This window comes from Hoeflea prorocentri, assembly GCF_027944115.1.
GTDB classification, from domain to species: Bacteria; Pseudomonadota; Alphaproteobacteria; order Rhizobiales; family Rhizobiaceae; genus Hoeflea_A; species Hoeflea_A prorocentri.
Genome location: NZ_JAPJZI010000001.1, coordinates 42993 through 55863 on the forward strand (window position 1 = coordinate 42993; position 12871 = coordinate 55863).

13 protein-coding genes are annotated in these 12871 nt (G+C 59.9%); 7 read left to right on the top strand and 6 right to left on the bottom strand.

Features of this window, described 5'->3' with window-relative positions:
- Positions 1-112 precede the first annotated feature (112 nt).
- The 5 genes from OQ273_RS00205 to modC all read left to right on the top strand — a co-directional run bounded on the left by OQ273_RS00205 (position 113) and on the right by modC (position 4283).
- The gene (locus OQ273_RS00205; protein ID WP_267988462.1) at positions 113-754 is read left to right on the top strand and encodes a 2-dehydro-3-deoxy-phosphogluconate aldolase; all 642 of its coding nucleotides are present in this window, start codon (positions 113-115) and stop codon (positions 752-754) included.
- 95 nt (positions 755-849) lie between these two features.
- Positions 850-1557: a tellurite resistance TerB family protein gene (locus tag OQ273_RS00210; protein ID WP_267988463.1), complete on the top strand. Its 708-nt coding sequence runs from the start codon at positions 850-852 to the stop codon at positions 1555-1557.
- A 168-nt stretch (positions 1558-1725) separates the two neighbouring features.
- Positions 1726-2490 (top strand): molybdate ABC transporter substrate-binding protein, encoded by a 765-nt coding sequence (gene modA / locus OQ273_RS00215; RefSeq protein ID WP_267988464.1) that lies wholly within the window; start codon positions 1726-1728, stop codon positions 2488-2490.
- Positions 2491-2493: 3 nt separating this feature from the next.
- Positions 2494-3177: a molybdate ABC transporter permease subunit gene (gene modB, locus OQ273_RS00220; protein WP_425493308.1), complete on the top strand. Its 684-nt coding sequence runs from the start codon at positions 2494-2496 to the stop codon at positions 3175-3177.
- On the top strand, positions 3174-4283 hold the full coding sequence (gene modC / locus OQ273_RS00225) for a molybdenum ABC transporter ATP-binding protein (protein ID WP_267988465.1): 1110 nt from the start codon (positions 3174-3176) through the stop codon (positions 4281-4283). The genes modB and modC overlap by 4 nt, the downstream gene beginning before the upstream one ends.
- 37 nt (positions 4284-4320) lie before the next feature.
- On the opposite strand, the gene OQ273_RS00230 is transcribed toward modC, so the two are convergent.
- On the bottom strand, positions 4321-5517 hold the full coding sequence (locus tag OQ273_RS00230; RefSeq protein ID WP_267988466.1) for a pyridoxal phosphate-dependent aminotransferase: 1197 nt from the start codon (positions 5515-5517) through the stop codon (positions 4321-4323).
- Positions 5518-5623: 106 nt separating this feature from the next.
- Here OQ273_RS00230 and OQ273_RS00235 point away from each other — a divergent pair, with 106 nt between their 5' ends.
- On the top strand, positions 5624-5845 hold the full coding sequence (locus OQ273_RS00235; RefSeq protein WP_267988467.1) for a hypothetical protein: 222 nt from the start codon (positions 5624-5626) through the stop codon (positions 5843-5845).
- Positions 5846-5852: 7 nt separating this feature from the next.
- Here OQ273_RS00235 and OQ273_RS00240 read toward each other — a convergent pair whose 3' ends face one another.
- The 5 genes from OQ273_RS00240 to OQ273_RS00260 all read right to left on the bottom strand — a co-directional run bounded on the left by OQ273_RS00240 (position 5853) and on the right by OQ273_RS00260 (position 11182).
- Entirely contained in the window at positions 5853-7049 is a 1197-nt protein-coding gene (locus OQ273_RS00240; RefSeq protein WP_267988468.1) for a multidrug effflux MFS transporter, read from the bottom strand.
- Positions 7050-7221: 172 nt separating this feature from the next.
- Positions 7222-8292, bottom strand: coding sequence for a nickel/cobalt transporter (locus OQ273_RS00245; protein ID WP_267988469.1), 1071 nt, complete (start codon positions 8290-8292; stop codon positions 7222-7224).
- On the bottom strand, positions 8286-8948 hold the full coding sequence (locus OQ273_RS00250) for a DUF1007 family protein (RefSeq protein ID WP_425493309.1): 663 nt from the start codon (positions 8946-8948) through the stop codon (positions 8286-8288). The genes OQ273_RS00245 and OQ273_RS00250 overlap by 7 nt, the downstream gene beginning before the upstream one ends.
- Before the next feature lie 123 nt (positions 8949-9071).
- Positions 9072-9980, bottom strand: coding sequence for a LysR family transcriptional regulator (locus OQ273_RS00255; protein WP_267988470.1), 909 nt, complete (start codon positions 9978-9980; stop codon positions 9072-9074).
- 2 nt (positions 9981-9982) lie between these two features.
- The gene (locus OQ273_RS00260; protein ID WP_425493310.1) at positions 9983-11182 is read right to left on the bottom strand and encodes an amidase; all 1200 of its coding nucleotides are present in this window, start codon (positions 11180-11182) and stop codon (positions 9983-9985) included.
- A gap of 526 nt (positions 11183-11708) precedes the next feature.
- Between OQ273_RS00260 and odc2 the strand changes: the two genes are divergently transcribed.
- The gene (gene odc2 / locus OQ273_RS00265; protein WP_267988471.1) at positions 11709-12842 is read left to right on the top strand and encodes an ornithine/lysine decarboxylase; all 1134 of its coding nucleotides are present in this window, start codon (positions 11709-11711) and stop codon (positions 12840-12842) included.
- Positions 12843-12871 lie beyond the last annotated feature (29 nt).

Sequence of the window (12871 nt, forward strand, 5' to 3'; positions counted from 1 at the left end):
CTTGCCGGCCGCGTGGATTGCCCATCATCATATGCTGCAATCCAATCGAGACTTGCCCTGACAGCCGGTGCGGGGTAATCGGTCGCCATGTTTCTTTTATCTATGGTGTGAAATGGGCAAGAAGACTGAAGCTCTGCTGGCGATCCTGCAATTGCAGCCGGTGGTTCCGGTTCTGGTGGTGGACAGGGTCGCGACCGCAATTCCGTTGGCGCGGGCGCTGGTCGATGGCGGTCTGAAGGCAATCGAGATCACATTGCGCACCGATGCAGCGCTGGATGCAATCAAGGCGGTCGCCGATGAGGTGGAGGGCGCTGAAGTGGGTGCCGGAACTATCCTCAACGCACGGCAGTATGAGGCCGCTGTGAAGGCGGGATCGCGCTTCATTGTCAGTCCGGGCACGACCCAGGAGCTGCTCGATGCGGCAACGCAATCAGAAGTGCCGCTGCTTCCGGGTGCTGCCACGCCGAGCGAGGTCATGGCATTGCGTGAGGAAGGCTATGCAGTGATGAAATTCTTCCCGGCCGAGCAGGCCGGCGGCGCTGCCTATCTGAAATCGCTGGCATCGCCGCTCGGCGGTATCAGCTTCTGTCCGACCGGCGGCATTACGGTGAAAACCGCGAAGGATTACCTGTCATTGCCCAATGTCATCTGTGTCGGCGGGTCATGGGTCGCGCCGAAAGCATTGGTCGAGGCCGGCGACTGGGCCGCCGTGACCGAGCTTGCCGTGCAGGCAAAGGCACTGGCAACGACTTAGACGGGCCTCACAACCACGATCTTCGGATTTGAAACACAGGCCGGGCGCACCTATCTGGGCAGGAGACACCGCACCGCTCAGAAAGGCCTTATCTCATGTTCGATCCCAAGACGCTTCTTGATCAGTTTCTCGGCTCGAAGGTTCCCGGAACCGAGGATACGGTGCGCGGCAAGGCTGGTCAGGCCGTGCAATTGGCAAAGGACAACCCGCTGGCAACCGGTGCAATCGGTGCGCTGCTGCTTGGAACGAAAGGCGGGCGTTCGCTGACCGGATCCGCCCTGAAGATCGGCGGCCTCGCCGTGGTCGCGGGGCTCGGATACCAGGCCTACAAGAACTACAAGGCCGGCAAGGCGCCGGGTGAAGATACGACGCCGCTCATCGATACGGATGTGGTGCCGGAGGCGCAAAGATCAGGTTTTGACACGCAGGCAAGCGATGTGGATGACAGTTTCGCGCTGGCCCTGATGCGGGCAATGATTGCTGCAGCGCGCGCCGATGGGCATGTGGACGATGATGAGCGTGCCCGCATTGCCGACCGTTTGGCCGTCTCCGGTCTTGAAGACGATGCGCGGGACTTCATCAACCGGGAACTGAAAGAGCCGACCGATCTCGACGAAATCGTCGCGGCCGCCCGGACGGAAGAACAACGGGTCGAGCTCTATACAGCCTCCCGGCTTGCGATTGATCCCGATACGCGCGCCGAACGTGGCTATCTCGATATGCTGGCCGGCCGTTTGAAACTGCCCGATGCGTTGGTCGATCATATCGAGGCGACGGTTGCGGGCGCGCCGAGCCAGGGCTGACATCCTCATTTTTTTGCATCTTGCCGCATAACACCTGCGCCTGGCCCGGCGAAGGCGTTAACGCTCTTCGAGGGTTGACCGCTGGCGGGTCGATCAGTCGCACCGCGCCAGTTCAATTTGGTTGTGTCTTGTTCTAATGTCGCCACGTCTAACCGTGTGGGACAGCTTATGCTTTGGCGATTGACCGTGGCGATCATGGCGCTTTGCGCAACGCTTGCATCAGTGCAGGCGAGCGAACGCACGCTCGTTTTTGCAGCGGCGAGCATGAAAGATGCCGTTGAAGCGGTCGCCCGTGCCTACGAGGCGGAAACCGGCAATGCGGTCGCGGTGTCGTTTGCCGGCTCCGGCGCATTGGCCCGGCAGATCGAGGCCGGGGCGCCGGCCGATCTTTATCTTGCGGCCAATGCTGAATGGATGGATTATCTCGAAGCACGAGAACTGATCGATGCCGAGAGCCGGTTAGATGTCGCCGGCAATGAGCTGGTCGCGGTCGCGCGATCGGATGGCTCAAACAAGACCAAAACCGGAGCGCCCGATGTGCTTAGAACCGGGCGTTTTGCCATGGGCGATCCTTCGCATGTTCCGGCCGGAATCTATGCGCGTCAGGCCCTTGAAACATTGCAATTGTGGAATGAACTTCAATCCCTCGCGGCGTTCGGGGAAAATGTTCGAATAGCCCTGGCGCTTGCCGCCCGCGGTGATGTCGCCTTTGCGCTGGTCTACCGCAGCGATGCCGCCATGCGTGACGACGTGGATGTCGTCTACCGGTTTTCCGGCGATCTGCACGCACCGATCGTTTATCCGCTGGCGCTTACGGCTGACGCGAACGCGGGCGCGCAAGCCTTCTACGACTATTTCACCTTACAGGCCGAAAGCGGAGCACTTGAGCCCTTTGGCTTCACCAAACCCGCAACCGTCGGCAAGGGATCCTAGCTGATGCCGGAGAGTGCAGTCGCGGGCATCGTGCTCCTGTCGCTGAGGGTTTCGGCCGTGGCCATGCTGTTTGCCGTTCCTGCGGCATTTGCCATTGCCTGGGTTCTGGCGCGGCACGACTTTTACGGCAAAAGCGTGCTGCAGGCCCTGGTGACCTTGCCGCTGGTCCTGCCGCCGGTCGTTACGGGCTATTTTCTGCTCATCCTTTTTGGTGCGGGCGGTCCTCTGGGGCACCTGTTCGATGCCCTCGGCATTGATTTCGCCTTCCGCTGGACCGGCGCGGCGCTGGCTGCGGCGGTCATGGCCTTTCCTCTGCTGGTGCGCCCGATGCGCCTTTCCATCGAAGCGCTCGACACCGGGCTTGAAGAGGCCGCAGCGACGCTGGGCGCGGGGCGGATAACGCGGTTTTTCACCATTACCCTGCCCATGGTGCTGCCCGGCGTGATCGCCGGCGGCGTGCTGGGCTTTGCAAAGGCACTGGGCGAATTCGGTGCGACCATTACGTTCGTGTCGAATATACCGGGAGAAACGCGAACGCTGTCTTTGGCAATCTACACGATGCTGCAAAGCCCGGCAGGCGATGGAACCATGGCGCTGCTGATCGCGGTTTCCGCGTGTCTGGCGATCGGGTCAGTTCTGTTGTCCGAATGGTTGGGCCGGCGGGTTGACATCAGGAGGCGCGCATGAGCCTCGATGTCCGGCTGACCTCGCAATTGGGCTCGTTCAGGATCGAAGCCGATTTTCGCGCCGAGGCGGGCGTGACGGCGCTGTTCGGTCATTCGGGGTCCGGCAAGACCAGCATCTTGAAGATGATTGCCGGGCTCGTGCGACCGCAGGAAGGCCGCATCAGCGCCGAAGACCTTGTCATGTTCGACAGCAGCAACGGGACCGATGTTCCCGCTCAAAACCGCCGGGTGGGCATGGTCTTTCAGGACGCGCGGCTGTTCCCGCACATGACGGTCGCACGCAATCTGACCTATGGGCGGTGGGCCGGGCGGCGTGCGGAAACGGTAGATTTTTCGCGGATCTGCAACCTCCTCGGGATCGCCGATCTGCTGAACCGCTATCCCGCGACCCTTTCGGGTGGAGAAAAACAGCGTGTCGCCATCGGCCGGGCGCTGCTTGCCGACCCGGCGCTGCTGCTGATGGATGAACCGCTTGCCTCACTGGATCAGGACCGGAAACGTGAGATTTTGCCCTATCTGGAGGAAGTGCGCGACGAAACCGGCCTGCCTATTGTCTATGTCAGCCACGAAGTGGATGAGGTCGCGCGGCTTGCCGATACGCTGGTGCTGCTGAACGAGGGAAAGGTGCTCGGATCGGGCGACGCCGCCGATATGTTCTCACGGCTCGACTTCGGTCCGGCGCTTGGACGGCACGAAGCAAGTTCGTTGCTTTCGGGAATGGTGAACAGAGTGGACAGCTCATATGGCCTGTCCGAGATTACGCTCGAAGGCGGCCATCAACTCTATATCGTAAGTGATCGTCTGCGGATCGGGGATCGGTTGCGTATGCGCATCAAGGCGCGCGATGTTGCTCTTTCGCTCAGGGCTCCCGAGGATGTCAGCGTGCGTAATGTTTTGCCTGCAGCGGTGAGCGACTTTGTGGTTGAGGACAGCCCCTTTGTGGAAATCGTGCTTGACGTGTCCGGACAGGCCCTGCGCGCGCGCGTCACTCGGCACGCCTTTGATGAATTGAGCATTCACCAGGGGCAGAATGTTTTTGCCATGATCAAGTCCGTTGCGATCGGCCAGCGCATGCTGTCCGGACGTGTGGCGGCCAGGGGCGGCTGAAGGCGTTGGACAACAACCGCCTGAGCGGCGGCAATGTTCAGTTGCCGCCGGTCTCTGTTTCCAGAAATGCCGCCATGCGGTCGATGGCAACGGATATTCTTTCCTCCGAAGCGGCGCAGGACAGCCGGATATAGCCTTCGCCGAAATCGCCGAAGTCGGGACCGCCTACCAATGCGACGCCGGCTTCTTCAAGCAGGCGGGAGGCCAGCTCTTTTGCCTTGAAGCCGGTCGCGGAGATATTCGGAAACGCGTAGAACGCACCTTTCGGCGTTGCGCAGCTTATGTTCGCGATTGCGTTCAGTCGCTCCGTCACGAGCAGCCGGCGGCGGTCGAAAGCGGCGATCATTGCGTTCACCTCGTCCTGGGGCCCGTCGATTGCCGCAATGCCGGCAAACTGGCTCGGTGTGTTGACGCAGGACCAGCAATTGACCGCCAGTTTGCGGACCTTGTCGTAAAGATATGCGCCATCCGGGCCGTTTGGCCAGATCGACCAACCCATGCGCCATCCGGTCATTGCCCAGGTCTTGGACCAGCCGTTGAGAACGATGAGCCGGTTGCGGATCTCGGGAAAGGTCAGAAGCGAGGTGTGCGCCTCGCCGTCATAGGTCATGACGTCGTAAATCTCGTCGGAAAGAACAGCGACATTCGGATGGTTCTGAAGGCCGGCGACGAGCTTTTCGATCTCGGCGCGCGGGGTGACGCCGCCGGTCGGATTTGCCGGTGAATTGACGATCAGGAGACGCGTTGCGGGCGTAATCCTAGACAACGTCTCCTCTGCCGAGAAGGCAAAACCGTTTTCCTCGCGGATCGGTACAGGGATGGCCTTCGCGCCAGTGTAGTCGATCATCGAGCGATAGATGGGAAAGCCCGGATCGGGGTAGAGGATTTCCGCGCCCGGTTCGCCGAACATGGTGATGGCCGCGAACATGGCCGGTTTGCCACCCGGCATGATCATTACTGTGTCGGGAGACACTTCGACGCCGGTCGTGGTCAAGGTCCGGCGGACGACGGCTTCGCGGGCCTCCGGAAGCCCGTTGGCCGGCGTGTAGCCGTGATGTCCGTCGCGCAACGCCCTGATGGCCGCTTCGACAATATGGGGCGGCGTTTTGAAATCAGGCTGTCCAATCCCCAGATTGACGATATCGCGCCCCTCGGCCTGCAGTGCTGCGGCGCGTGCCAGAACGGCGAAGGCGTTTTCTTCGCCGATACGATCGAAAGCGGCGACTGTTTGCATCTTCATTCCCCATTTGAGACCGGTTGGGTCTTCATGGCGTATCGGGCCTGTTATTTCAATGCGATGTATGGGATGAGGGGACGCATCAACGAGGAAGGTTCAATCTATGTCCGGCAATAACGTGAAATCTTCGGCGATAGCGGCGGCTCTCATTCTTGCAGCTGTAGCCATCCTGTTTCTCGTCATGCCGCGCATTGTTCTGGCCCTCGGAGAAATCTCCCCCTGGCTTGGCTATGCCGTCACCGTGCTTTTTGTCCTTGGCTTCTTCGCCATCTTCTGGCTGCGTGCCCGCCATCAGCGGCGAAACCGGACTGACGACACCGTGTGACGCCGCCCTATCCGGCCTCAGGGATACCCTCACGCAGCGGGATCAGGCGCGACAGCACAAACGCGGCAATACCGCAAAGCGTAATCGCTGCGATCATGGGTGTTGCCGTTCCGTCGAAGAACGGGCTTGCGGCGGCAATCATCGCGCCGCCTGCGACCATTTGAAGTGTTCCACCCAGTGATGAGGCGAGACCGGCAATGTCACCATGGTTGTCGAGCGCCAGGACCATCGTGGTCGGGATGACCAGACCGAGGCAGGCATTGGCCGCAAAGAGAAATCCGACGATGACCACCAATGAACCGTATCCGGCAAGGGTCAGAGCAAACAGGATGATCGTCAGCACACAAAAGCCGGCAACCGCCGCGGACACAACTCTTGCCATGCCGAAACGCTTGCCGAAACCGGCTGCCGTCTGGGACGCGGCAAAGAAGCCGATGGCGTTGATGGCGAAGGCAATGCTGAACCCGGTCGGTGAGAGACCGAACTGATCGCTGTAAACAAAAGAGGCGCTGGCGATGAAGACGAAGAAGCTTGCCATGCCGAACCCGCCGATGAAGGTCAGTCCCATGAACTCCGTATCGGTGAGAAGGGTGCGGGCGCCTTTCATGAAACTGCGCCGGTTGAACACGACCCGGTTTTCCGGTTTCAGCGTTTCGGGCAGCATGAATCCGGTCAACAACAGGCTGCACACGGCTGCGACGCAAAGCAGCAGGAAGATCGACCGCCAACCGGCCAGCAGGATCATGCCACTGCCGGCGAGCGGCGCCAGCATGGGCGACACGCTGATGACCAGCATGATCAGCGCCATCAGGCGCGTCGCTTCAACGCCCGTATGCAGATCGCGGATGATCGCGCGCGGTATGACCATGAGGACGGCCGCACCAAGCCCTTGAACGAACCGTGCAGCCATCAGTACCTCGATATTCGGTGCCATGGCGCAGCCGACGGAACCGAGAATGAAGATTGCCAGCCCGAAATAGAGCGGTGGCTTGCGCCCGACCTGGTCAGCGATCGGGCCATAGACCAATTGCGATGCGCCGAAGGCAATGAAGAACACGGTCAATGTCATCTGCACAGCACCGACGGTCGAGTCGAGATGGTCGGCAACCGTGGGAAGCGCCGGCAGATACATGTCAATCGAAAGCGGACCGACACAGGACAACAGGCCGAGGATAAGGGCCGAGCGTAGCATTCCGGCTGACATGGCGAAGGTCCTCAGTGTTCTGATCCGGCAACGCACGCCGGAGAGCGCAAGCGGTCCTTTTATCCCGATTCGAGAGAGTGGGCCACACGCAATGCAGCCGAACCGTGACGCTCCTGACAAATCATCCTATGGGTGAGGCGAACTGCTCGGTTTGGTTTTTGTGTTCCGACGCCTACGCCTGAAGGGCGGCGAATAGAAGCGTCAAGCCGATCAACAGGACGAACAACGCTCCCGTTATCTCGATAGCGGTTCCAACGCGTGCTGCGGCCGATTGGCTGCTGGCGAAGCGGACAGCCGTGTTCTTGGCCATCACAGCAAGGGTTGCCAGGATAGAAACGGTGATCGCGGTGCCGATCGACATGGCGGCAACAGAGAGGACCCCGCCGACAAACAAACCGTTCAGCAAGGCAAAGGTCAGAACAATCAGCGCGCCCGAGCAGGGGCGCAAGCCGATGGCCACGATGGCCGACCAGGCCTCGCGCAGGTCCAGCCGTTCGGCCTGTAGCCGCGCCGGGTCCGGGGCATGGCTGTGACCGCAGGTCGAGCACACTCCATCGGCGCCGATCTCGTGGCCGTGGCTATGGTCGTGATCGTGACTGTGCGCGTGGCTGTGATGGATGTGGGAATGATCGTGATCGTGATGATGATGGGGGGCACCTGCCGCCTCGGCATGGGCGAAGGCGGGCGTCACAGCACGCATGAGCGGTCGCAGTTTGCGAATGAGAAGCCAGGCCCCGAAAGCTGCGATCAGCGCGTAGCTGGCGATTTCGAGCGTATGGGTCGCATCGCGCATGGATATGCTTGTGCCGTGAAGCGCAAGGTAGGTTACCCCCACAATAGCGATGGCGACGACCCCCTGCATGAAGGCAGCGAGAAATGAGATCACCACGCCGCGGCGCAGTGTCTGTTCGTTCGCAATGACGTAGGATGAAATCACCGCCTTGCCGTGACCGGGCCCGGCGGCGTGGAATACGCCATAAGCAAAGGACAGGCCGATCAGCACCCAGAGTTTGGCCGGGTCCTCGCGCATAGCTTTCAATGCGCCGGACATTGCGCGGTAAAACTCCTGTTGCTGCGCGTTGATCCAGCTGAAGACAGATGCAAACGTGCCGCCGCCGGCAATGCTCGGCTCGGCTGTGCCGATCCCCAGCGAGGATTGCGCCAGCCCTGGCGATGCGGCGAGTGCGCAAAGGCACAAGCCAAGAATCACAGTGGTTGCTGGCCGCACGTTTTGCTTCAACATTTCAACTCGAGCCGGGTTGCGAAGAACTTTGAAAAGTCATTCCCCTCGGGATCATTGAAGAATGCCTCGGTCAATGATTCCTGGTTTTGGGCCAGGATCTCATCGGGGTCGGGCCGAATGACGGAGCGCTGACAAGCGCCCAGACGGCCCTCGACGACAAGATCGCTGTCATTGAGGAAATCGATGGCCGTGTACATGGTTGGGTCGTATACGCCAAAGCTTATCGTTCCGTTCAACGGGACCGGACGGTCAGGCGTAACTGCAAACAACATCAAAAGCTGGCCGTCGGCGAAGTCGACATGGATAGCGTCGGGTGCGGAGATGCCGACATCTTTGCCGTTGCTTATGATCGATGTGTAGTAGTCGAAATCAGCCAGCGATGCGTGCACGATCTTGCCGACCTCGGCCAGTTCTTCCGGTTCGAATTTCAAATTCGCGTTCATGTCGAACTCGAGAAGCACGGTTGAGGAGAACAGCTCGTCAAAGCGCCAGACATGTCGCAGTTCACCGATGGAGCCGTCGTCAGTAATACTGACCTCGAGGCGAGCCTCGGCGAAGACATGCGGATGGGCCTTGGCTGCCGTGTTGCCCACGGCCGCCAATACGCAGGTCCATCCCAATATCTTCAGGCCGTCCTTAGCCAGTGTCACAGGCATACTCCGGTTATGGTTTTCCGTTGCCTTAAAATTTGGGCCGGAATTGGACTGTTCCAAGACCTGCCTGCCTAATTTAGTTGAATTTGCCGGTCTTGTGAATCGCCTGACGTTATTGAGATTCTATTAACGATCGCAATATCCGCCATATTGCTTGAACCAGGCGGCAAGATAGTCGACAAAAGCGCGTACTTTCGCCGGCAGATAACGCCGGTGTGGATAAACGGCATAGATACCGGCATCGTCCGGCATGTATTCGTCGAACAGCGTGACAATCTCGCCGCTCTTCAATAGCGGCCAGGCGACGAAATCAGGCAGTGCGGAGACGCCGACACCCGCCCTGACGGCCTTCATGCTTGCCGACGGGCTGTTGACCTCAATCGGACCTTTCACGGAGACCGTTTCCGTCGCGCCGGATTCTCCACGAAAATGCCAATTGTTGAGAGAACGGCTGTTTGTGTCGGTGATGCACGGCACATTGGCCAGGTCCGACGGGTGTTTGAGCTCCGGGTGGCGTTTGATGAAATCGGGGCTGGCGCAGATATAGGCCTTGAACGGGGCAAGCTTGCGGGCGATCAGTCCCGAATCGGCCAGCCTTGTGATGCGGATGGCAACGTCAAATCCTTCCTCGACGAGATCGACGAAACGGTCATCCGATGTGATTTCGAGTTTGATCTCCGGGTTTTCTATGGCGAAATCGATCATCGAACGGCCGATATCGGCGTCGGTGAACGTACGCGGGGCTGAGACGCGGATCGTTCCCTTCAGGTCCCGGTTCGATTCGCGCACCAGATCCGCCAGGTTATCGATCTCCTTGAGGATATCCGATGCGGACCGGTAATAGGTGTGCCCGGCCTCGGTCAGGGAGAATTGCCGCGTGGTCCGGTTGAGAAGCAGAGCGCCGAGATCGTCTTCCAGCTCCCGCACATATTTCGAGAGCAGCGCCTTTGAGCGGCCGTTCTTTCGGGCAGCGGCGGAAAAACCCTCGGCCTCGACGACGTCAATGAATGCCCGGATGCGTGTCAGTGTATCCATGTTTACTCCCCGTTTGCCACGGCTAAGTTCATGATGGTCCTGCCGAGCGCGAGCAGGGCAAGGTCGGAACCTCCGGGGCCCAGAAGTGATATTCCGAGCGGAGCGCCGTCAACGTGCGCGATCGGCAGTGTAAGCTGCGGCAGACCGGTGAGCCCAGACAGACACAGGAGGCGGATGGCCCGCTCGCGATAATCCTGCAAGTCGTCGAACGATGCGGCGGCAAGCGGCGCAGCGCCCGGTACCGTTGGCATGACGATCAGTCCGTCATTGCCGAGCAGGTCCTCAAGTTCCGATCTGAGGGCAGCGCGTTTCATGATTTCAGCATCATAGATATCGGCGCTGATGGTCTCGCCATAGGCAAAGCGCTCCTTGATGCCGGGGCCGAGCCGTCGATCGGCGCCGGCAATCCATGTTCCGTGATTGCGCCAGGCCTCGAATGCCTGGGTCTTTCGCAAACACCAGTATCGCGCCTCGACATCCAGTGATGTCAGGGTCTTGTCGTCGGCATTGCCCAAAAGCTCGTGGACATCTCTTATGGCACGCCTATAGGCGTCCATTTCGCGCGTTCCGGCCAACAAAGTTTCCTGTTCATCAAGCCGGATCAGTCGTGACGGTTTGGAAGCCGCGGGCGGCAGGAGAAGCTCGGCAACCTGAATGTAGAGGTCGATGTCCCGGGCGAACCAGCCGAACACGTCAAAGCTCTCGGCCAACGGCATGGTGCCGTCAAGCGGGATAAGGCCATGGGTGGTCCGCAATCCGACCAGCCCGCAATAGGAGGCCGGGGCGCGGATTGAACCGCCTGTGTCTGATCCTGTGGCGATGTCCGTCAGGCCACCGGCCACAGCCGCGGCCGAGCCGGATGAGGACCCGCCCGTCACCCGGTCCGGCGCAGCCGGATTGATGGCGCGCGGGAAGTGTGCATTCTGGCCGGTCAGGGAAAAGGCCAGTTCATCGGTTTGCGTCTTGCCGATGAAGCTGGCTCCGGCATCAAGCAGCATCTGGACCGCCGGCGCCGTCGTCTTGGCCGGGGCGGTTCCGGCCTGTTTATCCGGATTGCCGCATCCTGTCTTGTGCCCCGCAACATCGAAAATGTCCTTGACCGCGAGCGTGCAGCCGGACAAAGGCCCCCTGGCCAGAGTTTCAATGGCAGGACCTTTCGAATCCACAAAGGCATTGAGCGGATCGTTTCGCATCAGATCCATGGCGATTGTCTCTAATTGTTGAACTGAAATCTTCTGGTTGTTCATTTTTTCGCAAATGCGAAGGAATGTCCATAAGCGAATCCGAAAAACCGCTTGATTGTGACACCATGACGCCTTATGTCCGCAGCTGCCCAAAGTCGCACGTGCCTGTGGGTGTCCGCCGACCCTCGTAAAGGTGAGGAAATCGGTAAGGTACCTGGAACTAACCCCTCCAGTCGGTTTGTCGGCCAACCGCCAAATCGAGGACATCTTGAAGCAACGACGGTGCGGGCCTTTATGGTGTCTGCCGGCTGTCCAAAGGCCGGGGTTACTGCAGAGGCACACCTTCATTGCCGGACGTGCGGTCGGGGTTCCCAACCAATCCAAGGCAGACAAAGCAGGAGCATTCGGACCGGTTTCGGCCCGGGGTTCCATCGTCGCATCGACCATGTGTCGCGGAGCCGGTTTTTCCACCCGTCGGTTCCCTGACAAGTGATCGAATGCACTTTGTCATCCGGAGTGATCCGGATTTGATTGGGAGAACCCGATGACCACTGAGCGTATTATCGACTTTCTGAACACACGACGACCGGACGGACCGTGCCTCGTTGTCGATCTGGATGTCGTCAGAGACAATTTCACCGCCTTTCGCCGCGCGCTGCCGGACAGTGCGATCTATTATGCGGTCAAGGCCAATCCATCGCCTGAAATCCTGCGGTTGCTTGCGTCGATGGGATCGAATTTCGACGCCGCATCGGTGAGCGAAATCGAAATGGCGCTGGAGGCCGGGGCAACGCCCGACCGCATCTCTTTCGGCAATACGATCAAGAAGGAGCGCGATATTGCGCGCGCCCATGAGCTGGGCGTGACGATGTTCGCTGTCGATGCTGTTGAAGAGGTGGAGAAGATTGCGCGGGCCGCACCCGGCGCGCGCGTTTTCTGCCGTGTGCTGACTGATTGTGAAGGTGCGGAATGGCCGCTGTCGCGCAAATTCGGCTGTGCGCCTGATATGGCGCTGGACGTATTGCGTGTGGCCCACACGCTCGGGCTGACGGCCCATGGCGTTTCGTTTCACGTCGGCTCTCAGCAGACCGATATCAATGCCTGGGACAGGGCGCTCGGCGATGCGCGTGGCGTCTTCGACAGCCTTGCGGCGGACGGTATTGTCCTGAAAATGGTCAATCTGGGCGGCGGGTTTCCGACCCGTTACCTCAAGGATGTACCGGCGGCGGAAGCCTATGGGCAGGCGATTTTCGAAGCGCTCAGCCGGCATTTCGGCAACCGGATTCCCGAGACGATTATCGAGCCCGGGCGCGGCATGGTGGGCAATGCCGGGGTGATCAAGGCCGAGGTGGTTCTTGTCTCGCGCAAGGCCGACAATGACAATCTGCGCTGGGTCTATCTTGATATCGGCAAATTTGGCGGTCTTGCGGAGACCATGGATGAAGCGATCCGCTATCCGATCCGCACCGCTCGCGACGATGACCGGTTCGAACCCTGTGTTCTGGCCGGCCCGACCTGCGACAGCGCCGATGTCCTCTACGAAAAGACACCTTATCCATTGCCGGTTTCTCTGACGATCGGCGATGAGGTGCTGATTGAGGGAACGGGTGCCTATACGACCACTTATTCGTCAGTGGCGTTTAACGGGTTCGAGCCGCTCAAATCCTACGTGATCTGACCGTTTCGGCCAGAATCAACCAGTAAAGA

Excerpts from the sequence above, each read along its gene's own strand:
- OQ273_RS00205 (WP_267988462.1), top strand. The coding sequence starts at position 113 with ATGGGCAAGAAGACTGAAGCTCTGCTGGCGATCCTGCAATTGCAGCCG.
- OQ273_RS00210 (WP_267988463.1), top strand. The coding sequence starts at position 850 with ATGTTCGATCCCAAGACGCTTCTTGATCAGTTTCTCGGCTCGAAGGTT.
- modA (WP_267988464.1), top strand. The coding sequence starts at position 1,726 with ATGCTTTGGCGATTGACCGTGGCGATCATGGCGCTTTGCGCAACGCTT.
- modB (WP_425493308.1), top strand. The coding sequence starts at position 2,494 with ATGCCGGAGAGTGCAGTCGCGGGCATCGTGCTCCTGTCGCTGAGGGTT.
- modC (WP_267988465.1), top strand. The coding sequence starts at position 3,174 with ATGAGCCTCGATGTCCGGCTGACCTCGCAATTGGGCTCGTTCAGGATC.
- OQ273_RS00230 (WP_267988466.1), bottom strand. The coding sequence starts at position 5,517 with ATGCAAACAGTCGCCGCTTTCGATCGTATCGGCGAAGAAAACGCCTTC.
- OQ273_RS00235 (WP_267988467.1), top strand. The coding sequence starts at position 5,624 with ATGTCCGGCAATAACGTGAAATCTTCGGCGATAGCGGCGGCTCTCATT.
- OQ273_RS00240 (WP_267988468.1), bottom strand. The coding sequence starts at position 7,049 with ATGTCAGCCGGAATGCTACGCTCGGCCCTTATCCTCGGCCTGTTGTCC.
- OQ273_RS00245 (WP_267988469.1), bottom strand. The coding sequence starts at position 8,292 with ATGTTGAAGCAAAACGTGCGGCCAGCAACCACTGTGATTCTTGGCTTG.
- OQ273_RS00250 (WP_425493309.1), bottom strand. The coding sequence starts at position 8,948 with ATGCCTGTGACACTGGCTAAGGACGGCCTGAAGATATTGGGATGGACC.
- OQ273_RS00255 (WP_267988470.1), bottom strand. The coding sequence starts at position 9,980 with ATGGATACACTGACACGCATCCGGGCATTCATTGACGTCGTCGAGGCC.
- OQ273_RS00260 (WP_425493310.1), bottom strand. The coding sequence starts at position 11,182 with ATGGATCTGATGCGAAACGATCCGCTCAATGCCTTTGTGGATTCGAAA.
- odc2 (WP_267988471.1), top strand. The coding sequence starts at position 11,709 with ATGACCACTGAGCGTATTATCGACTTTCTGAACACACGACGACCGGAC.